General features: G+C 66.2%; 18 protein-coding genes. 9 read left to right on the forward strand and 9 right to left on the reverse strand.

What is annotated here, in order from left to right:
• Window positions 1–9: 9 nt before the first annotated feature.
• Complete coding sequence (gene galE, locus Q7I88_RS04160; protein WP_305097777.1) at window positions 10–1,014, forward strand: UDP-glucose 4-epimerase GalE; 1,005 nt, start codon at window positions 10–12, stop codon at window positions 1,012–1,014.
• Window positions 1,015–1,074: 60 nt separating this feature from the next.
• Entirely contained in the window at window positions 1,075–1,197 is a 123-nt protein-coding gene (locus Q7I88_RS04165; protein ID WP_305097778.1) for a hypothetical protein, read from the forward strand.
• Between the two features lie 53 nt (window positions 1,198–1,250).
• Here the strand turns inward: Q7I88_RS04165 and thrS are convergent, their stop codons facing one another.
• A complete protein-coding gene (thrS, locus tag Q7I88_RS04170; RefSeq protein WP_305097779.1) occupies window positions 1,251–3,263 on the reverse strand; it encodes a threonine--tRNA ligase in 2,013 nt (670 codons plus the stop codon).
• Between the two features lie 368 nt (window positions 3,264–3,631).
• Here thrS and Q7I88_RS04175 point away from each other — a divergent pair, with 368 nt between their 5' ends.
• From Q7I88_RS04175 to Q7I88_RS04190, 4 genes are read left to right on the forward strand one after another with little or no spacing between them, the layout of a single operon-like run.
• A complete protein-coding gene (locus Q7I88_RS04175; RefSeq protein ID WP_305097780.1) occupies window positions 3,632–3,805 on the forward strand; it encodes a hypothetical protein in 174 nt (57 codons plus the stop codon).
• On the forward strand, window positions 3,802–3,975 hold the full coding sequence (locus Q7I88_RS04180) for a hypothetical protein (protein WP_305097781.1): 174 nt from the start codon (window positions 3,802–3,804) through the stop codon (window positions 3,973–3,975). The genes Q7I88_RS04175 and Q7I88_RS04180 overlap by 4 nt, the downstream gene beginning before the upstream one ends.
• Window positions 3,976–3,992: 17 nt before the next feature.
• Window positions 3,993–4,565 carry a hypothetical protein gene (locus tag Q7I88_RS04185; protein WP_305097782.1) on the forward strand — a complete coding sequence of 191 codons (573 nt, stop codon included), beginning with the start codon at window positions 3,993–3,995 and terminating at the stop codon, window positions 4,563–4,565.
• Window positions 4,562–4,753 (forward strand): helix-turn-helix transcriptional regulator, encoded by a 192-nt coding sequence (locus tag Q7I88_RS04190; protein ID WP_305097783.1) that lies wholly within the window; start codon window positions 4,562–4,564, stop codon window positions 4,751–4,753. The genes Q7I88_RS04185 and Q7I88_RS04190 overlap by 4 nt, the downstream gene beginning before the upstream one ends.
• A 23-nt stretch (window positions 4,754–4,776) precedes the next feature.
• Here Q7I88_RS04190 and Q7I88_RS04195 read toward each other — a convergent pair whose 3' ends face one another.
• The 3 genes from Q7I88_RS04195 to Q7I88_RS04205 are packed head-to-tail and all read right to left on the reverse strand — an operon-like array spanning window position 4,777 to window position 6,662.
• Window positions 4,777–5,331: an LptA/OstA family protein gene (locus tag Q7I88_RS04195; protein WP_305097784.1), complete on the reverse strand. Its 555-nt coding sequence runs from the start codon at window positions 5,329–5,331 to the stop codon at window positions 4,777–4,779.
• A 41-nt stretch (window positions 5,332–5,372) separates the two neighbouring features.
• Complete coding sequence (locus tag Q7I88_RS04200; protein WP_305097785.1) at window positions 5,373–6,020, reverse strand: LPS export ABC transporter periplasmic protein LptC; 648 nt, start codon at window positions 6,018–6,020, stop codon at window positions 5,373–5,375.
• 24 nt (window positions 6,021–6,044) lie between these two features.
• Window positions 6,045–6,662, reverse strand: coding sequence for a ribonuclease D (locus tag Q7I88_RS04205; protein WP_305097786.1), 618 nt, complete (start codon window positions 6,660–6,662; stop codon window positions 6,045–6,047).
• A 79-nt stretch (window positions 6,663–6,741) separates the two neighbouring features.
• Here Q7I88_RS04205 and Q7I88_RS04210 point away from each other — a divergent pair, with 79 nt between their 5' ends.
• The gene (locus tag Q7I88_RS04210) at window positions 6,742–7,419 is read left to right on the forward strand and encodes a uracil-DNA glycosylase (protein ID WP_305097787.1); all 678 of its coding nucleotides are present in this window, start codon (window positions 6,742–6,744) and stop codon (window positions 7,417–7,419) included.
• A gap of 24 nt (window positions 7,420–7,443) precedes the next feature.
• Here the strand turns inward: Q7I88_RS04210 and Q7I88_RS04215 are convergent, their stop codons facing one another.
• The gene (locus Q7I88_RS04215; protein WP_305097788.1) at window positions 7,444–8,364 is read right to left on the reverse strand and encodes a TauD/TfdA dioxygenase family protein; all 921 of its coding nucleotides are present in this window, start codon (window positions 8,362–8,364) and stop codon (window positions 7,444–7,446) included.
• 136 nt (window positions 8,365–8,500) lie between these two features.
• Between Q7I88_RS04215 and Q7I88_RS04220 the strand changes: the two genes are divergently transcribed.
• Both Q7I88_RS04220 and Q7I88_RS04225 read left to right on the forward strand, forming a co-directional pair.
• The gene (locus tag Q7I88_RS04220; protein WP_305097789.1) at window positions 8,501–9,850 is read left to right on the forward strand and encodes an HD-GYP domain-containing protein; all 1,350 of its coding nucleotides are present in this window, start codon (window positions 8,501–8,503) and stop codon (window positions 9,848–9,850) included.
• 44 nt (window positions 9,851–9,894) lie between these two features.
• The gene (locus Q7I88_RS04225) at window positions 9,895–10,587 is read left to right on the forward strand and encodes a DUF4336 domain-containing protein (RefSeq protein ID WP_439648358.1); all 693 of its coding nucleotides are present in this window, start codon (window positions 9,895–9,897) and stop codon (window positions 10,585–10,587) included.
• Between the two features lie 28 nt (window positions 10,588–10,615).
• Here Q7I88_RS04225 and Q7I88_RS04230 read toward each other — a convergent pair whose 3' ends face one another.
• The 4 genes from Q7I88_RS04230 to Q7I88_RS04245 form a co-directional block, all read right to left on the reverse strand.
• Window positions 10,616–12,052 (reverse strand): glutamate synthase subunit beta, encoded by a 1,437-nt coding sequence (locus tag Q7I88_RS04230; RefSeq protein ID WP_305097791.1) that lies wholly within the window; start codon window positions 12,050–12,052, stop codon window positions 10,616–10,618.
• 5 nt (window positions 12,053–12,057) lie between these two features.
• Entirely contained in the window at window positions 12,058–16,698 is a 4,641-nt protein-coding gene (gene gltB / locus Q7I88_RS04235) for a glutamate synthase large subunit (protein ID WP_305097792.1), read from the reverse strand.
• Between the two features lie 222 nt (window positions 16,699–16,920).
• The gene (locus Q7I88_RS04240) at window positions 16,921–18,729 is read right to left on the reverse strand and encodes a hypothetical protein (protein ID WP_305097793.1); all 1,809 of its coding nucleotides are present in this window, start codon (window positions 18,727–18,729) and stop codon (window positions 16,921–16,923) included.
• 28 nt (window positions 18,730–18,757) lie between these two features.
• Window positions 18,758–19,987, reverse strand: coding sequence for a TIGR04063 family PEP-CTERM/XrtA system glycosyltransferase (locus Q7I88_RS04245; RefSeq protein WP_305097794.1), 1,230 nt, complete (start codon window positions 19,985–19,987; stop codon window positions 18,758–18,760).
• Between the last annotated feature and the right edge of the window lie 24 nt (window positions 19,988–20,011).

The raw sequence follows: 20,011 nt of genomic DNA on the forward strand, positions 1-20,011 counted from the left end.
GAGCATCCCATGAGCGAAAAACCTCCCGTCCTCGTCACCGGCGGCGCCGGCTATATCGGCAGCCACGCCGTCCTCGCCCTGGCCGATCGCGGCTGGCCGGTCGCGGTGATCGACAACCTCACCACCGGCTTCCGCTTTGCGATTCCCGAAGGCGTTCCCTTCTACGAGGGCGACATCGCCGACGCAGAGCTTCTGGCAAGGATATTCGAGGAGCAGGGGTCGCGGGCGATCATGCACTTTGCCGGCTCGATCATCGTGCCCGAATCGGTCGAGAAACCGCTCACCTACTACGAGAACAACACCGCCAAGAGCCGCGCGCTGATAGCCGCGGCCGTCGAACACGGCCTCGAGCACTTCATCTTCTCGAGCACCGCCGCGACCTACGGCATTCCGCAGGACAGCCCGGTCCGCGAGGACAGCGCCAAGGCGCCGATCAATCCTTACGGCTGGTCCAAGCTGATGACCGAACAGATGCTGGCGGACACTGCCGCGGCGCATGCGATCAACTACTGCGCCCTGCGTTATTTCAACGTCGCCGGGGCGGACCCGCAGGCGCGCACCGGGCAATCGACTGCCGGGGCGACGCACCTGATCAAGGTCGCGGTCGAGGCGGCGCTGGGCAAGCGCGACCATGTCGCGGTGTTCGGCACCGACTACGACACGCCCGACGGCACCGGGGTGCGCGATTATATTCACGTTTCCGACCTCGCCGACGCGCACGTTCTCGCGCTCGAGCACCTGGTGGCCAATCGCGAAACCTCGCTGACGATGAACTGCGGCTACGGCCGCGGGTTCTCGGTGCTCGAGGTGCTCGACGCCGTCGATCGGGTAACCAACCAGAGCATCGAGCGCCGCATGGAGCGGCGCCGGCCGGGCGATCCGGATTCGCTCATTTCCGATCCTTCGCGCATCAAGGCGACCCTCCCGTGGCAGCCGCGGCACGCCGACCTCGACGAGATCGTCAATCACGCCTTGGCGTGGGAACGCCGCCTCCGCGAAATTCGCGGGAGCTAGCCGGCTTGCGGGCGCTCGCGTCCTAACCTTTCGTTAGGGATTGCAGAGCACAGTCTTGGCATGGCCAAAGCCGTTGCCTTGTCCCGCGCTCTCGCGCTCCGCTCCGCGGATGCGGTGCGCGTGGCCATCGTCGCCGGCTGCGCCCTGGCCCTCATCGCCGCCGGCCAGGTCCTGCCTTACTGAGACGAGTTCGCCGTCGGCGCGGACGGGGTGCCGCGCAAACGCCCGCGAGATTGTCAGCGCAGATCGGGCGGGGTCGCGGCCTCGGTCAACATGGCGATCGCCTCGTCGAGACTCATCGTCTTCTGATGCTGCTCGCCCAGCGTGCGCACAGCCACGGTGCCTTCCTCCGCTTCGCGCTTGCCGACCACCAGCAGGTGCGGGACCTTGGCCAGACTGTGCTCGCGGACCTTGTAGTTGATCTTTTCGTTCCTGAGGTCGCTTTCGACGCGGATTCCGGCGACCTTGAGCTGTTCGGCGACCTGCTCGGCATAGTCATCGGCATCGGACACGATCGTTGCCACCACCGCCTGCACAGGGGCAAGCCAGACCGGCAGGCGGCCGGCGTTATGCTCGATCAGGATGCCGATGAAGCGCTCGTAGGAGCCGAAGATCGCGCGGTGCAGCATGACCGGGCGATGCTTCTCGCCGTCCTCGCCAACGTAGCTGGCATCGAGCCGCTCGGGCAGCACGCGGTCGGACTGGATCGTGCCGACCTGCCAGGTACGGCCGATCGCGTCGGTCAAATGCCATTCGAGCTTGGGGGCGTAGAACGCGCCTTCGCCGGGCAGCTCCTCCCAGCCGTATTCCTCGGTCGCCATGCCGGCGTCGACCACCGCCTGGCGCAGTTCGGCCTCGGCCTTGTCCCAGTCTTCGTCGGAGCCGTAGCGCTGCTCGGGCCGCAGCGCGAGCTTGACCGCGTAGCTGAAGCCGAAGTCCTTGTAGATTCCGTCGGCCAGCTCGCAGAACTTGCGCACTTCGTCGACGATCTGGTCTTCGCGGCAGAAGATGTGCGCGTCATCCTGCGTGAACTGGCGCACGCGCATCAGTCCATGCAGCGCGCCGTGCGGCTCGTTGCGATGGCAGCAGCCGTTCTCGTAGATGCGCAGCGGCAGGTCGCGGTAGCTCTTGATGCCCTGGCGGAAGATCAGGACGTGCGCCGGGCAGTTCATCGGCTTGAGCGCCATCCAGTCGGCCTCGCCGCTGATGATCGGTCCCTCGTCCTCGGTGTTGGGCACCTCGTCGGGGATGACAAACATGTTCTCGCGGTACTTGCCCCAGTGGCCCGACTGCTCCCACTGGCGCGCATCCATCACCTGCGGTGTCTTGACCTCGCGGTAGCCGCCGGCGTCGATCTTGCGGCGCATGTAGGCTTCGAGCTCGCGCCAGATGAGATAGCCCTTGGGGTGCCAGAAGACGCTGCCGTGCGCCTCTTCCTGCAAGTGGAACAGATCCATCTCGCGGCCCAGCTTGCGGTGGTCGCGCTTGGCCGCTTCCTCGAGCCGGTGGAGGTGGGCGTCGAGCTGCTTCTTGTTGAGCCAGCCGGTGCCGTAGATGCGCGTGAGCTGGGCGTTGTTCTGGTCGCCGCGCCAGTAGGCTCCGGCGACGCGCATCAGCTTGAACGCCTGCGGATCGAGCTTGCCGGTGCTGGCGAGATGGGGGCCGCGGCACATGTCGAGCCATGAGCCGTCTTCGTTCGGATCCCCCGACCAGTAGACCGTCAGTTCTTCGCCCTCGGGCAGCTCCTGCGCCCATTCGGCCTTGAAGGTTTCGCCTTCCGCCTGCCACCTGTCGATCAACTGCTGCCGGCTCCAGACTTCGCGGCGCAGCGGTTTGTCGGCGCGGATGATCTCGCGCATCTTCTCCTCGATCGCCGGCAGGTCGTCGAGCGAGAAGGGATCGCGGGCGTCCGGGGCCTTCACATCGTAATAGAAGCCGTCCTCGGTCGCGGGGCCGAAGGTGATCTGCGTGCCGGGCCACAGCGCCTGGACCGCTTCGGCCAGGACGTGGGCATAATCGTGTCGTACCAGTTCGAGTGCTTCGGCTTCGTCGCGCGAGGTAATCAGCGCGAGCTCGGCATCGCCCTCGAACGGGCGATTGATGTCGCGCACTTCGCCGTCGACTTTGGCCGCCAGCGCCGCCTTGGCGAGACCCGGCCCGATCTGTGCCGCGACGTCCGCCGGGGTGGAGCCGGCAGGCATCTCGCGGACCGAACCGTCGGGCAGGCTGATCTTCAAAAGCTCCGTCATCTCAACTCGCTCTAATCTCGTCGGCGGCTCGCCAATGGCACAAGGCGATGCGCACCGGAAGTGCGGCGTCGGTCTCGTTGAACAGTTCGGGAAGTGACGCCGGCCGCCCGAACCGTTTCGGCCCGGGGCGCAGGCGCTCGCGAGTCAGGCCGCGAGAGACCGCCCCCGGGCGCGCCGGGCGGTGGTAGTCGGGGTAGTGCTCGCGCGCGGCGTCATGCGCTGCAACATAAGATCGCGGCGTAAAGAAGTCACTAGCCCCAGCACCCTCCCTCGTTCTGACAAGGTCGCTAAACTCTTTGTCAATGACGCTTGAGAGCGGTTCGATCACTGTCTAGGTTCCTTTACATCAATTCAAGGGAGCTTGACCAATGAAACTTGACCTTCCCACCCTCGTGGTCGCCGGCGCCATTCTCGCGCTGGCCGCCCTCAACCGCTTCGGTGTCATCGGCGACGAGCTGGCCTACGCCGGGTTCATTTCCGTGCTGGTCAGCGGTTTCGTCTTCGCTCGGCGCCAGGTCTGCAGACTGGAGTGCGCATCGTGAGCAACCTGAAGAACGGTCTCGGCTGGGCCGGGGCCATGCTGCTTGTCGCGGCTGGTGCCAGGTTCGGCTTCATGGATCGCGACGCGGCGCTGACCCTGCTCCTGGTCTTGCCGATCCTCGCAATTGCGTCACTGCGCGACCGGGTCTGCCACCCGCGGAGCGCATCGTGAACGAGCGGGCGACAGGCGTGCGTCCGGGCCTTTGGATCGGCCTGTTCCTCGCCGGGGCGGGCGTGATCGCCGCGCTCCGGTTAACCGAGGCAATCAATGGCTCGACGGGCTTCATCCTGTTCGCCGGCGTATGCGCCTTGCTCATCCCGTTCGCGCGCAGCGTCGGCAGGCGAGGTCCGGGCCGCGCTGGCACCGCGATCGCCCGTTACACCAAGGGAATAGTCGCGAGCGCGCTGCTCTACGTTCTCGGCCTCGGCCTGGCGATGACTCTCGACCGGCGCATGGAGCTTGAAGGTGCGACGGCCTTCCTCGTCGCGCTCATGCCGGTCCTGCCGATTCTCTGGATGATCTACGTGGTGGGCCGCTATCTCGTGGAAGAGCCCGACGAATACCTCCGCTACCGGGCGATGGTCGCCTCGCTTGCGGGCCTCGGCCTGGTCCTCGCCGTCGGCTCGTTCTGGGGCTTTCTCGAAACCTTCGGCCTCGTCGTCCACGTCCCGGGCTGGTGGGCGGTCCCGATCTGGGCCTTCGGCATGGGAATGGGCCAGCTCTGGCTGGCCTTGCGCGACCGCACGGGGGGCGAGGAATGAGGAACCGCCTCAAGGTCCTGCGTGCCGAGCGCGACTGGAGCCAGCAGGACCTGGCCTCGCATCTCGAGGTCTCGCGGCAGAGCGTCAACGCGATAGAAACCGGCCGCTACGACCCCTCGCTACCGCTCGCCTTTCGCATAGCCGACCTTTTCGGCCTGGCGATCGAGAAGATCTTCCTGCGTGACTGACGCGTGGCGCGCTTAGGTTTCGTTCAGTCCTTCTTAGGTACCGTGAAGGATCCGCTGACCCGGCCGTTGGCGCCGGTCGTCCCGGGGGCGCTTGCGCCGCGGCCGTCGACGCTGGACAGCCCCGAGGCCAGGTCGATCGTCAAGCGCCCGCCGTTGAGCGTATCCGCGCCGCGGCGAAGCGACACGCCCCCCGAGAGGACGATCACGCGGCGATTGAAATCGTAGACTCCGGCCGCCCCGCTGGCGCGCTCGCTACCGCGGGCCACGGTCACTCCGCCGGTCGCGTCGATCCGCTGGATCCGCAGGCCGTTGGCATTGGTATAGGCCACGGTCATGCGTGCGGCGGTGAGCCGAAGGTCGCCCTGGTCGATGACCACATCGCCCGACAGGACCACGCGGTTTTGCCGGTCCTGCAGTTCGATGCGATCGGCGGCGTAGTTGACCGGCTGGTCGGAATCGAAACCCGCGATCGCCTGCGCATCGGCGATGTTGCCGAATGCCAGCGCCGCGAAAACGCCCGCGATCAGGCCGCCGGCAAGGCCGCGCAAGGCGAGGCGGGAAATCGGGCTGCGGTCCATGGGGGACGCTCCTAAGGACTGTTGCCGGGCGCGTGAAGCCGTCATTTCGGCAGCCTCAGGCGATTGGGGACCATCCGAAGCCGTGCGTTGCCAATCAGCGCCACCGTCCGCGCGGCGAGATCGGCGCGCATGGCGTTGGCGGAGAACGTGCCTGCGGGCACGGTCCCCTCGACTCCGCCGGTTCCCACGAGGGTCTTGTTCCTGAGGTCGATCGAAACGCCGCGCGCGGTCATGGTGTAGCCGTCCCACGCCTTGAAACTGACCGCGCTGTCGATGGCCACGGTTTCCGCCTCGAAATCGTAGCGGCCCGAATCGGCGGCGAGAACGGCGGGGCCTTGCGGCAGCAGGATTCGTGCGGTCAGGTCGCGCATCCGGACAACGGGCTCGCTCGCGCCCTTCTGCACGGCTTCGCCGGCGGCGAGCGAGAACGGCCGTCCATCGGAATCCTCGCCCCGGTAGACCGCATTGTCGACACGCAAACGGTCGTTGGCGAGGGCTACCTTGTTGCGGTCGAGCAGGAAGCTGACCTCGCCCCGCGGACTGAGCGGGGTGATGACCATCAGCGCGGTTATGACTCCCACGGCTGCCGGTAGTCCTACCGCGAGCCAGCGCACGATGCGGTCGAGCGATCCGCCGGGCGCCGCAAAGGCGCGGCGGCGATCTCTCTTCAGGTCGGCTTCGGCTGTCATGGCTCGTTCGGTGGCGGTTGGCGCCTAGTCGTGGCTGAAGATGTCGCGGTCGGCCCAACCGGCGATGTCGAGACGTGCGCGGGCGGGCAGAAAATCGAAGCAGGCCTGGGCCAGTTCCATGCGCCCTTCGCGCTCGAGCCGCGGCACCAGCACCTCGCGCAGGCGGTGGAGGAAGCGAACGTCCGAAGCCGCATAGTCGCACTGCGCTTCGCTGAGCTGCGGGGCGCCCCAGTCGCTCGACTGCTGCTGCTTGGAAATGCTCTCGCCGAGCAGTTCCTCGATCAGGTTTTTGAGGCCGTGACGGTCGGTATAGGTCCGCACCAGCTTGCTGGCGATCTTGGTACAGAACACCGGGGCCGCGACCACGCCGAGGTAATACTCGATCGCCGCGAGATCGAATCGCGCGAAGTGGTACAGCTTGAGCCGGGCCGGATCGGCCAGAACGGCCTTGAGGATGGGCGCATCGTAGGCGCTGCCATTGGCGAAGCGGACGAGGTGTTCGTCCCCTTGTCCATCGCTGATCTGCAGGAGGCAGAGGCGGTCGCGGGGCGTCACAAGCCCCATGGTCTCGGTATCGACGGCTACGGGCCCGGCGGCGAGCACGCCTTCGGGCAGGTCTTCTTCGTGGAAATGTACGGCCATGGGCGAGAGCCTTAGGCGGATTGGGGAAAGAGGGAAAGCACCGCGTGGTGACGCCGCGCGGGCAAGGCTATGAAGCGGCATGACCGATACGGTACCCGAGAGCTGGCGCCAGGCGCTCGACCCGGTGCTTGCCCTTCCCGAGAGCCGGCGGCTGGGCGGCTGGCTTCGTTCGCAGGAGGCTGCAGGCAAGACGATCTACCCGCCGCGCGGGATGCGGCTGCGGGCGCTCGATCTCACCCCGCTCGACGAGGTCAAGGTCGTAATCCTCGGGCAGGATCCCTACCATGGACCGGGCCAGGCCCACGGTCTGTCCTTCTCGGTGCCCGAAGGGGTGCGTATTCCGCCCTCGTTGGTCAACATCTACAAGGAATTGCGCAGCGATCTCGGTATCGAGCCGCGTCCGCACGGCAACCTCGAACGCTGGGCGCGGCAAGGCGTTCTGTTGCTCAACAACTCGCTGACCGTCGAGGCCGGCCAGGCGGGCAGCCATGCCGGGCGCGGCTGGGACGCGATCACCGATGCCGCCGTAGCAGCAGTCGCGGCTCGCGACGTTCCGAGCGTCTTCATCCTGTGGGGCAACCATGCCCGCAAGAAGGCCCAGAAGCTGCCGGAGCTGGCGAGCGGTGGGCGGCACCTCGTGCTGACCAGCGCGCACCCGAGCCCGCTCTCGGCGCACGCAGGTTTCTTCGGTTCGAAGCCCTTCAGCCAGGCCAACACCTTTCTCGAGGCCAGCGGTCGCGGCAGGATCGAGTGGTGAGGCTGCTACGGCAGGCGCCTTAGCTCAGGCGGCGTCGGCGAGGCCCATCCATTCGTAGGCGCTGGTTTCGGGACCGCTCTCGTTAATCGTCGTGCGGCGCATGTCGCGGCGATAGGCGTCCGAATGCAGCGGCGTCGCCGCGTGCATCGTGCAGCGGTTGTCCCAGATCACCAGGTCCCACTGCTTCCACTGATGCCGGTAGAAATATTTCTCCTGCGTGGCGTGAGCGTAGAGGTCTTCGATCAGCGCGAGTCCTTCGGTCGGTTCCATGCCCTCGATCCCGAAGCAGTGCCCGCCAATGTACAGCGCTTTGCGTCCATAGGGCATGGTCCGGACCAGCGGGTGCGTGACCGTCGGGAAGGGGATGATCAACCGCATTTCAGGCGTGATCTCGGCCTTGAAGCCGGCCAGCTTGCGGCCCTCCCAGAAATCGTGCAGCCCTACGAGACCCTCGATCCGCCCCTTCATCGCATCCGGTAGATCGTCGTAGGCGGCGCGCGCGTCGACGAACCAGGTATCGCCCCCCGCGCTCGGCGGCGGCGTTTCGACACCGTGAAGCAGCGACCATTTGGTCGGCATGGCATGGAAACTCGAATCGGTATGGAATCGCTCGGCGCCCTTCGCGAGGCTCTTGGGATCCGAGCCGTAAGGAATGATCTCGTCGTTGTGGTCGAGGTTGCCGGCGTGGAAGATGCCGGGCGTGTACTGGCGGGTTCCCTCCGGCCGCGCTGCACCCTTTGCCCGGCTTGGCAATTCCAGCGGCCCGAATGCGCGGCTGAATTCCTTCTGCTGCTCATCGGAAATCCGCGCATCGCGGATCGCCAGGACACCGTAGCGTGCCATCGCATCCTCGACTGTTCTGACCAGTTCGTCGTCGGGTGCCAGCGTCAGTTCGGCGCCGACCAATTCGGCGGCAAACAGCGGGTGCAGGGGGCGCACGTCCATCGAAATCTCTCTCCCGTCGGCGATCGGCCGTAATAGCCACGAAATCCTGAAGCATCGAGCGCGACAGGACCGACTAAACGCCAAGTTAACCGCGTGTCTGCGCCTGGCGGCAAGGGTTTTTTCCTATCCCCCGTGCATGCGACACGAATTGGTCCTCGAACGGCGTATCGCCACGGTCTGCCGGTCGGAGATCGTCGCAGCCTTCACCTATGCGCTCGATCTGACCGAAGGACAGCCGCAAGGCCATTCGATCCGCGCCTGCTACATCGCCAGCGAGCTGGCCCGCGAGATCGGGCTGCCGGAACAGGATCGGGCGGCGGTCTATTATGCCACGCTGCTCAAGGACCTCGGCTGCAGTAGCAATGCGGCGCGGATCCACGAGCTCTATCGGGCCGACGACCTCTCCTTCAAGGCCAATTGGAAGGCGGTCGCCCCCGGTCTCGGGGCGACCCTGAAATTCGTTTTCGCGCATACCGCGCGCGGAGCTCCGCTGAAGGCGCGGGTCAATGCGATCGCGCATATCCTCAAGAACGGCGATGCCATCGCCCAAGAAATGATCGAGACCCGCTGCACGCGCGGTGCCCATATCGCGCGCGAACTGCGTTTCGGCGAAGGCGTTGCGCAAGGGATCTACCACCTCGACGAGCACTGGGACGGCTCGGGCCGGCCCGGACGTCTCGCCGGCGGCGCCATTCCTCTCGCCTCTCGCTTTGCGCTGATCGCGCAGATTGCCGACGTGTTCCACCGCGCAGCCGGTCCGATGTCCGCCTGCACCGAGGTGGCGCTGCGTTCGGGAAGCTGGCTCGACCCCGAGCTTTGTTCGGCCTTTGCCAGGATCGCCGCCCGCCCGCGCTTCTGGGCACGGCTCGAGTCTCCTGCGCTCGAAACGCAGGTCATGGCCATGGCGCCGGACGTCGAGGACGAGGTCGACGACGACTATCTCGATGCGATCACCGCGGCCTTCGGCAAGGTCGTCGATGCCAAGAGCCCCTACACCGCCGGGCATTCGGCGCGCGTGGCCGACTATTCCGAGCAACTCGGCCATCGTCTCGGCGTGCTGCCGACGCGGTTACGCCGTCTGAAACGCGCGGCCACGCTGCACGATGTCGGCAAGCTCGGCGTATCGAGCGCCATCCTCGAAAAGCCGGGCAAGCTCGATGCAGACGAATGGGTCGTCATGCGCAGTCACGCGAGCCACACGCAGGCGATTCTCGGGAGGATCGGCGCGCTGGCCGACATGGCCCCGATCGCCGCCGCGCACCACGAAAGGCTCGACGGCAAAGGCTATCCGCTCGGTCTGGGCGAGCAGGTCATCAGCCGCGAGACGCGGATCATCACGCTGTGCGATTTCTACGACGCGCTGACCGCCGAGCGGCCCTATCGCGCCGCGATGCCCATCCCCCAGGCGCTGGCGGTGATGGAAGGCGAAGTCGGCAAGGCCATCGACGGCGATGGCTTCGAGGCGCTGCGCGAGCTGGTCTCCTAGCGGCGCCAGTTGACCTGCGTCGCGCTTTACCGGAAGGCCTCGAGATGCTTGAGCCCTTCGCCAAGGACATCTGGATCGCAGAGGGCCCAGTCGTTTCTATCGCCGGGTTCAATTACGGTACGCGAGCAGCGGTGATTCGCCTTTCGGAAGGCGGACTGTTTGTCTGGTCGCCGATTGCCTTGAGCCAGAATTTGAAGGCGCAGGTCGATGCGCTCGGCCAGGTCGAGTTCATCGTTGCACCCAACGCGGTGCATCACCTGTTCTTTGGCGATTGGGCAAGCGCTTACCCCGAAGCGCTGCTCTTCGGGCCAGCCCGCCTCATGCGGAAGCGTCCCGAAATCGCCTGGGACGGGACACTGGAGGACGCGGCGGTGGCAGGCTGGGCGGCGGACATCAACCAGGTGGTCGTCCGCCGCGGTCAGATCGACATCGAAACGGTCTTCTTCCATCGCGCGTCGGGGACCGCCGTGTTCGCCGACCTGATCCAGCACTTCGAGCGCACCTGGTTCAAGGGATGGCGCGCGTTTGCCGCGCGGCTGGACCTGATGACCGCGCCCCAAGCCGAGGTGCCACGCAAGTTCCGGCTGGCCTTGGGCAAGGGGGCTGCGGCGAGAACAGCCGTGGAGCGCATTCTGCAATGGCCGATCGAGCGGGTCGTGATGGCGCATGGCGAGCCGGTTATGCGGGATGGGCATGCCTTCATCGCGGACCGCTTCCGCTGGCTGAAGGTCCGTTAGCCCGCCTCCGCCGGGCTTCGTCTTGGCCTTAGCGCGGAAGCTGCGTCGCCCCCATCAGCGCCTCATCGACCGAGCGCGCGCACTGGCGGCCTTCGCGAATCGCCCAGACCACCAGGCTCTGCCCACGCCGCATGTCGCCGCAGGCGAAGACCATGTCCTCGCTGGTGCGGTAATCGTCGGTGTTGGCCTCGACATTGCCGCGGTCGGTCAGCTTGACGTTCGACTGGTCGATCATGCCGACCTTCTTCGGGCCGACGAAGCCCATCGCCAGCAGGATCAGGTCGGCCGGAAGGACGAATTCACTGTTTGGGACCTCCTCCAGTTTGCCCTTCGACCAGTCGGCGCGGACGCACTTGAGGCCGGTGACCTTGCCGTTTTCCCCGATCACTTCCTTGGTCAGGACGGCCCAGTCGCGCTCCACGCCCTCTTCGTGGCTCGAGGAGGTGCGCAGCTTCATCGGCCAGTCGGGCCAGGTCAGCATCTTGTCTTCCATCTCGGGCGGCTTGGGCATGATCTCGATCTGGGTGACCGACTTCGCGCCCTGGCGGTTCGAGGTACCGACGCAGTCGCTGCCGGTATCGCCGCCGCCGATAACGATTACGTCCTTGCCGGTCGCAGTCAGCGAACCGCGGGGCGCGGCGCGGACTTCGTCGTCGCCGGCATTGCGCTTGTTCTGCTGGGTCAGAAATTCCATCGCCAGCCGCACGCCGGGCAGTTCGGCGCCGGGAATGTCGAGCGGACGGGCTTCCTCCGCCCCGCCGGCCAGGACCAGCGCGTCGAAGTTTTCCTTGAGCGACTTGAGCGAGACGTCGACCCCGACTTCGGTGCTGGTGCGGAAGTGGACGCCTTCGGCCTCCATCTGCACGGCGCGTCGGTTGATCAGATGCTTTTCCATCTTGAAGTCGGGAATGCCGTAGCGCAGCAGGCCGCCGATCCGGTCGTGCTTCTCGAACACCGTCACCGAATGCCCGGCGCGGGCGAGTTGCTGAGCGCAGGCGAGGCCCGCCGGGCCACTGCCGACCACCGCGACGCGCTTGCCGGTCTTTTCTTCGGGGACGTCGGGCTTGATCCAGCCTTCCTTCCAGCCGCGGTCGACGATGGCGCACTCGATGCTCTTGATGGTCACCGGCTGGTCGATAATGTTGAGCGTGCAGCTCGCCTCGCACGGGGCGGGACAGATGCGGCCGGTGAATTCGGGAAAGTTGTTGGTCGAATGGAGGTTTTCCAGCGCATTGCGCCAGTCGTCCTCGTAAACCAGGTGGTTCCAGTCCGGGATCAGGTTGTTCACCGGGCAGCCGGTGTGACAGTACGGAATGCCGCAGTTCATGCAGCGGCTGGCCTGGTTGCGCAGGTGATCCACGCTCGGCGGAATCACGAACTCCTTGTAATGCTTCACCCGTTCCTTCGGGTCGGCGTAGCTGCGATCCTTGCGGTCGAGCTCGAGAAAGCCGGTTTCCTTGCCCATCGCCTCTACTCCGCCGCAACCGAAGCGGCTTCTTCGCGCTCGGCCTCGAGTTGCTTCAATGCGCGGGCATAGTCGCGCGGCATCACCTTCACGAACTTCGTCAGGGTATTCTCCCAGTCATTGAGCAGGGCGGCGGCGCGTTTCGAGCCGGTGTGCAGCTTGTGCCGCTCGATCAGGATGCGCAGGCGTTCCGCGTCGTGGCGGAGCATGTCGCCCATGCCCATGTCCTCGACGCTGCGACTGCGCTGTTGCGGGCGGCCGGTGCCTTCGTCTTCGTCAGGTTCTGGCGAAATGGTCTCCAGGTCGACCTGTGCGAGGTTGCACAACTGGCTGAACTGGCCGTCCTCGTCGTAGACGTAGGCGACGCCGCCGCTCATGCCCGCAGCGAAGTTGCGCCCGGTCTTGCCGAGCACGCATACGACCCCGCCGGTCATGTATTCGCAGCCGTGGTCGCCGGTGCCCTCGACCACCGCGACGGCCCCCGAGTTGCGCACCGCGAAGCGCTCGCCGGCGACGCCGCCGAGGAAAGCCTCGCCGGAAATCGCGCCGTAAAGCACCGTGTTGCCGACGATGATGTTGTCGGTCGCCTCGCGGTCGACGCCGGCCGGCTGTCGCACGACGATGCGGCCGCCCGACAGGCCCTTGCCGACGTAGTCGTTGGCATCGCCGGTCAGGTCGAGCGTGACGCCGTGGGCGAGCCAGGCGCCGAAGCTCTGCCCGGCGACGCCGGTGAAGTTGATGCGCAGAGTATCGGGCTTGAGACCCGCGTGGCCGTACTTCTTCGCGATCTCGCCCGAAAGCATCGCGCCGACGGTACGGTTGACGTTACGAATCTCGCGTTCGAGCACCAGCGGCTCGCCGTTCTCGATTGCCGGCCCAGCCGCGGCGATGAGGTCGTTGTCGAGCGCCGCGGCAAGGCCATGGTCCTGTTCCTCGGTGTGGAACAGCGCCTTGCCGGCGGGGACTTCGATCTGGGCGAGGATCCGCGACAGGTCGACCCCGCGCGCCTTCCACTGCTTGATCGCCCGCCGGGTGTCGATGCGATCGACCCGACCGATCATCTCCTCCACGCTGCGGAAGCCCATCTCGGCCATGATCTGCCGCAGTTCCTCGGCGACGAAAAAGAAGTAGTTGATGACGTGCTCGGGCTGGCCGGTGAAGCGCTTGCGCAGCTCGGGGTTCTGCGTGGCCACGCCGACCGGGCAAGTATTGAGGTGGCACTTGCGCATCATGATGCAGCCCGCCGCGATCAGCGGGGCAGTGGCAAAGCCGAACTCGTCGGCGCCGAGCAGCGCACCGATGGCGACGTCGCGCCCGGTGCGCAGGCCGCCATCGACCTGCACCGCGATGCGGCTGCGCAGATCGTTGAGCAGCAAGGTCTGCTGGGTTTCGGCGAGGCCGATTTCCCACGGCGATCCGGCATGGGTCAGGCTGGTCAGCGGGCTGGCCCCGGTGCCGCCTTCATACCCCGAAATGGTCACGTGGTCCGCGCGCGCCTTGGAAACGCCCGCGGCGACCGTACCGACCCCGACTTCCGAGACCAGCTTGACCGAGATGCGCGCGACTGGATTGACGTTCTTGAGGTCGTGGATGAGCTGCGCGAGGTCTTCGATCGAATAGATGTCGTGGTGCGGCGGGGGGCTGATCAAGCCCACGCCCGGCGTCGAATGGCGCACCTTTCCGATCACCTTGTCGACCTTGTGGCCGGGCAGCTGGCCGCCTTCGCCGGGCTTCGCGCCCTGCGCCATCTTGATCTGGATGTCGTCCGAGTTGACCAGGTACTCGGTGGTCACGCCAAAGCGCCCCGAGGCAACCTGCTTGATCCGGCTGCGCATCGAATCGCCATTGGCCATCGGTAGGAACCGGTCGGGCTCTTCGCCGCCCTCGCCGGTGTTCGAGCGTCCGCCGATGCGGTTCATGGCGATCGCCAGCGTGGTGTGCGCCTCGCGGCTGATCGAGCCGAAGCTCATTGCTCCGGTGCTGAAGCGCTTGACGATTTCTTCGGCGGATTCGACCTCGGAGATGTCGAGCGGCGCGTCGGCCTTCTTCAGCTCCATCAGCCCGCGGATCGTCAGCAGATGTTCCGCCTGCTCGTTGAGGGACTTCGCGAATTCTTCGTAATTCTTGAAGTTGTTGCCGCGCACCGCGTGCTGCAGGCTGGCGACACTGGTCGGGGTCCAGGCGTGGTCTTCGCCGCGCAGGCGGTACTGGTAGATTCCGCCGACGTCGAGCATATGCTCGTAGATCGGGTTGTCGCCGAACGCCGCGGCATGGCGGCGCACGGTTTCCTCGGCGATTTCCTGCAGTCCGGCGCCCTCGATGGTCGTCGCGGTACCGGTGAAGTACTTCTCGACGAATTCGCTCGACAGGCCGACTGCGTCGAAAATCTGCGCGCCGCAGTAGGACTGGTAGGTCGAGATGCCCATCTTGGACATGACCTTCTGGATGCCCTTGCCGACCGCCTTGATGTAGTTCTTGGCGACCGTTTTGGCGTCGAGCTGCGGGAATTTCTCGGCCCGCAGGTGCTCGATCGTCTCGAAAGCGAGGTATGGGTTGATCGCTTCCGCCCCGTAGCCCGCGAGAACGCAGAAATGATGCACCTCGCGCGCCTCGCCGGTCTCGACGACAAGGCCAGTCTGCATGCGCAGGCCCTGGCGGACCAGATGGTGGTGCACGGCCGCTGTCGCCAGCAGAGCCGGCATCGGGATGCGGTCGGGACCTTGCGCGCGGTCGGACAGGATCAGGATGTTCCGATCCTGCAAGACCGCCTCGGTCGCCGCCCAGCACATTTCCTTGATCGCCATTTCGAGGCCGTCAGCTCCGCTGGCGGCATCCCAGGTCATGTCGATCGTTTCGGTGCGGAAGGCCCCGTCGAGCGAACTCTCGACCGAACGGATCTTCTCCATGTCCGTGTTGGTCAGGATCGGCTGCTCGACCTCGAGCCGCTTGTGGGTGCCGGCGTCGTGGCCGAGGAGGTTAGGCCGCGGCCCGATCATCGAAAGCAGGCTCATCACCAGCTCCTCGCGGATCGGATCGATCGGCGGGTTGGTGACCTGGGCGAAGTTCTGCTTGAAATAGTCGTAGAGCAGCCGGCTGCGCTCCGACAGCACGGCAAGCGGCGTATCGGTTCCCATGGAGCCGAGCGGGTCGTCGCCGTTCTGGGCCATCGGCTCGAGGAACTTGGTCAGATCCTCCTGTGTGTAGCCGAAGGCCTGTTGCCTATCGAGCAGGCTGACGCCGTGTTCGCGAACAGCTTCGTAATCGGTCTCGATCGCCTCGAGGTCGCCCAGCTTGTACTGCGCCTGGGCGAGCCACTTGGCATAAGGCTCGGCATTGGCCAGCTCGGCCTTGAGCTCCTCGTCCTCTACGATCCGGCCTTCCTCGAGGTCGATCAGAAGCATGCGGCCCGGCTGCAGGCGCCACTTGCGCACGATATCGGCCTCGCGCACCGGCAGCACTCCGCTTTCGGAGGCAAGGATGCACAGGTCGTCGCGTGTGACGCAGAAGCGCGCGGGCCGCAGGCCGTTGCGGTCGAGCGTCGCGGCGATCTGCCGTCCGTCCGTAAAAGCGACCGCCGCGGGGCCGTCCCATGGTTCCATCAGCGCGGCATGGTATTCGTAGAACGCCTTGCGTGCCGGATCCATCAGTGGGTTGCGCGCCCAGGCTTCCGGAATGAGCATCATCATCGCGTGGGCGAGCGAATAGCCGCCTAGCAGGAGCAGCTCGAGCGCGTTGTCGAGGCAGGCGGTGTCGGATTGTCCGTGCGGGACGATCGGCCACAACTTGTCGAGGTCCGGACCGAGAAGTTCGGACTCCATCGTCCGGCGGCGGGCGTTCATCCAGTTGACGTTGCCGCGCACGGTGTTGATCTCGCCGTTGTGCGCAATCAGCCGGAACGGTTGCGCCAGCCGCCAGCTGGGGAAGGTGTTGGTCGAAAAGCGCTGGTGCACGAGTCCGAGCGCCGAGACGCAGTCGGGATCGCGCAGATCGTCGTAGAAGCTTCCGACCTGGGTCGCCAGCAACAGGCCCTTGTAAACGACGGTGCGGCTCGAGAAGCTCGGCATGTAGAGCTTTTCGATCTCCGGCATGCCCTTCTTCCTGGCCAGCTCCTTGAGCGGGTTCTGGGTCTGCTTGCGGATGACGATCAGCTTGCGCTCGAAGGCGTCCTGGTCCTCGCAACTCTCGCCGCGGCCGATGAAGCATTGCCGGATCATCGGCATAGAGGCGAGCACCGCCTTGCCCAGGCCGTCCTGTGTGGTCGGCACGTCGCGCCAGCCGATCAGACGCTGGCCTTCCTTGGCGATGAACTTCTCGAACTGCCCGCAGATGAATTCGCGCGCTGCGTCTTCCTGCGGCAAGAAGCACATCGCAACGGCGTATTCGCCCGCCGGCGGCAGGGTCAGGCCCTCGCTCTCCGCCCATTTGCGATAGAGCGGATCGGGGATCTGCATGAGGATGCCGGCGCCGTCACCGAGCAGCGGATCGGCGCCCACCGCGCCGCGGTGATCGAGGTTGGCAAGGATCTCCAGCGCCTGGCTGACGATCGCGTGCGATTTGGTTCCCTTGATATGGGCCACGAAGCCCACACCGCAGGAGTCATGTTCGTTGCGCGGATCGTAGAGGCCCTGGGGCGCGGGAAACTCCATCAAACTCGTATTCCTGTTCTTTAGTCAAGGTAGCGAGCCTCGAGGCGGCTTGCGCCGCAACGAAGGCCGATTCTCTCATACCGGCTGCTACCGAAAATGTCGCGAAGTTCTCCCTTGGCGACACGAAGCTGTTTTTGCAAGCGCGAAGGCCCGCTCCGGCGTGCGGAACGGGCCTTCGAAACGTTGTGGTCGCCGATCGCGGCTTATCGCCGCCGGCCGAGTTTAGGCAGCTCCGCTCATCCGCTGGAGGGTTTCGAGCGCGGCGCGCAGTTCGCGCTCGGCATCGCCGTGGTTGCGCGGTGCATCCTTGGCGCTGTTGCCCGCAGGGGGATCGAAGGGCCGCGGGGCGTCGTCGGACGGAGCTTCGACCACCTCGGCGCTCTGCTTGGCTGCGGGAAAGGTCACAGCCGCTTCGAAGTCGTCTTCCTCCGGCTCCGGCTCATCGATGCGGACGAATTCCGCCTGCTGGCGCTGGAACGGGTTCTTCATCGCGAGGAGCGAACTGTATTCTTCTTCCGAGTCTTCGTCGTCCTCGGATTCGGGCTCGTCGAAATCGAGCGCATCGAAAGGCTGGGCTGATGCGCTCGGCTTCTTCCGGAGAGGGAGCGAGAACGACGCGGCAAGGTCCTCGTCGTCTTCTTCCTGTTCGTCATAGTCGTAGCTGAACATTGTCTCAGGCTCAGGCTCAGGCTCAGGCTCAGGCTCCGGCGCGGCGAAGGCCTGGGGGTCGGCAGCCGGTTCCGATTCGGCGGCGGGTGCGAATGCGGACTCGGTCGACGCCGCGCCATCGGCGCTGTGCTGTCCGCCAAAGAAGTCGGCTCGGGCGCGGGCAGCCTCTTCCGCGGCGGCGGCATCGAAGTCTTCGATCGCATCGGAAAAAATAGGCCGGGCCGCGGGAGCGGGATGCGCCTGTACGGCCCTTTGCGCACGCCGCCGTTCGAGCGATGCGCCCAGACGAGCGGCGAGCTGGACCAGGCCCAGATCGCCGAGTGGCCGGTCGTCGGCCTGCACGTCAAGCGCTTCATCGGACGGCTCGACGACCGACAAGACCGGCGCCGCCTCATGGACCTGGGGCATGGAGGCAGGGTCCGCCGGCGCGGACTCCCCGTGCAGGCGCGGCAGCGAGAAATCGGGCAATTCGTCGTCCAACTGATCTTCCTCTTCGTTCGGCACCTCGAGAGCCGCCATCTTGCGCCGCAGCGATGGCGCGGCGAACGGCAGCGCCTCTGCCGCGGGCGTGTCTTGTTGGGACTCTTCTTCCAGATCCTCATGCGGATCGAGCTGTTCGAGTTCGGGGGCAGCGATAGTGCTCACCAGCCGGAATTCCTGACGTTCGCCTTCGCTAGCGAACGCCACGTTCTCCTCATCGACGCTATCCTCGGGCAGGACTGGCGGGGTAAAGTCGGTCATGGCAATCTCCTGGCCGTCGGTGTCATCGCCGGGTCCGGCAAAGTCGCCGAGATCGAGTGCATCTGCGTCCAAAGCATCGCCGGCCTCCTCATACTCTGCGTCCTCGCCGGGCAGCGGCACTGCATCGAGGAATTCGCTCTTCGCGCTCTCTTCGGCGAACGCCAGGGCACGGCGCTTCTGGGGCGCGGCGGCGCGCGGGCGCGCCTTGCCGAAGCCCTCGTCCAGCGCTGCGAGGCCCTCCTCGCCGAGTTCGTCGTGAGCCGAGATCGGTCGCCGCGCCGGCTTGGTGTCGGCCACGCGGTCGCGTGGCCGGTGCGCGTGGGTCAGCGCCACTCTCCTTGCCAGCAGCAGACCCATGACCCCGCCGGCGACCCCCGCGGCGAGCGCCAGCATGGCACGCGCGGTGAAGCCGAGCGGCGGTGCGGCCGAAGGCATAAGCGCCGCGATCCCCGTCACGCCGCTGAGACGCTCGAGAAGACCAACAGGGAGGATCAGGGTGCCAAGGCCGAGCAACGCGGCGAACCACAGCGCAACGATTGCCGGGAACGCAGGATGCGAACTGATGGGCGCTTTCGCGGTATCGGTGTTCATTCGGTTCATGTCGGCGGACATCGTGGCCACAAATACTTCCTGTCAGCGTCGGCGGGCATCATGCCGCAACCTGTGGGCGGCCCTCTCGATCCGGCCCTAGCAAGCCTTGGTAAACGTCTTGATAATGACGAATATTGCGGGCCCAATCGTGATGCGCCGCGACGTGGGCGTGGCCGGCCTGCCGCATGGCATCCCAGCCTTCCCTGGCATCGAACAGCGCGGCGAGTCGGACGGCACAGGCCGCGGGATCGTCGGCCGGAAACAGCACGCCGGTTACGCCGTCGGCAATCAATTCGCGGTGCCCTCCGACATCGGAAGCGGCGACGATGCGCCCTTGGGCCATCGCTTCGAGCGGCTTGAGAGGCGTGACGAGATCCGTCAACCTGCTGCGCTTGCGGGGATAGGCCATGATGTCGCACAGCGAATAGTAGCCTTCGACCTCGGTGTGCGGGACGCGCCCGGCAAAGCGGATCGCGTGGGCGACGGGCGAGGCCTCGCTGCGCGCCTTGAGCGCGGCTTCCATCGGGCCGCCGCCAACCAGCAGCAGGCGCGCCCCGGGGTGAACCCGCAGGAGGTCCGGCATGGCGTCGATGAGGTCGTCGAGTCCTTCGTAGTCGTAAAAGCTGCCGATAAACCCGATCACCGGCCCTTCGCCGATTGCAAGTTTGCGTGCGAGCGCCTCGTCACGGCGCGGCGCGGCGCCGAACAGTGTCAGGTCGACGCCGTTGGGCATCACTGAGATCTTCTCGGGTGCGACCCCGCGCGCGACGAGATCGCACCGCAGACCCTGGCAGATCGTCACCACCGCGGCGGCGGCGGCGATGGCGCGGTTTTCGAGCTCGCGGGTCAGGCGGTACCTGAGCGAGCCCTCGCGCGACGCGCCGTTGCCGACTGCCGCGTCCTCCCAGAAGGCGCGGATTTCATAGACCAGTGGCAGGTCCAGGGCTCGCGCCGCCCGGGCCGCTGCCAAGCCGCACAAGGCCGGCGAATGGGCGTGGAGCACATCGGGCCGCCATTCGGCGGCCACCGCCTCGATCGCGCGGGCCAGCGCGCCGATTTCGCGCCATTCGCGTAGCCCCGCCGGTCCGCTCGCGGCGCCCGGCGTGCGGTGAAAGGTCAGGCCGTCGATCTCCTCCGTCGCAGGGCCTTCGGCGCCGTGGCGCAGGCCGGTCACGCCGCGGACCTCAATCCCTGTCGCCTGCTGCGCGCGGAGGATAGCACGTGTGCGGAAGGTGTAGCCGCTATGCAGCGGCAGCGAATGGTCGAGGACGTGGAGGACCCGGGTCATCGCCGCCGCTGTGCCACGACAAGC

Origin of the sequence: Croceibacterium aestuarii, from assembly GCF_030657335.1 — a bacterium.
GTDB classification, from domain to species: domain Bacteria; phylum Pseudomonadota; class Alphaproteobacteria; order Sphingomonadales; family Sphingomonadaceae; genus Croceibacterium_B; species Croceibacterium_B aestuarii.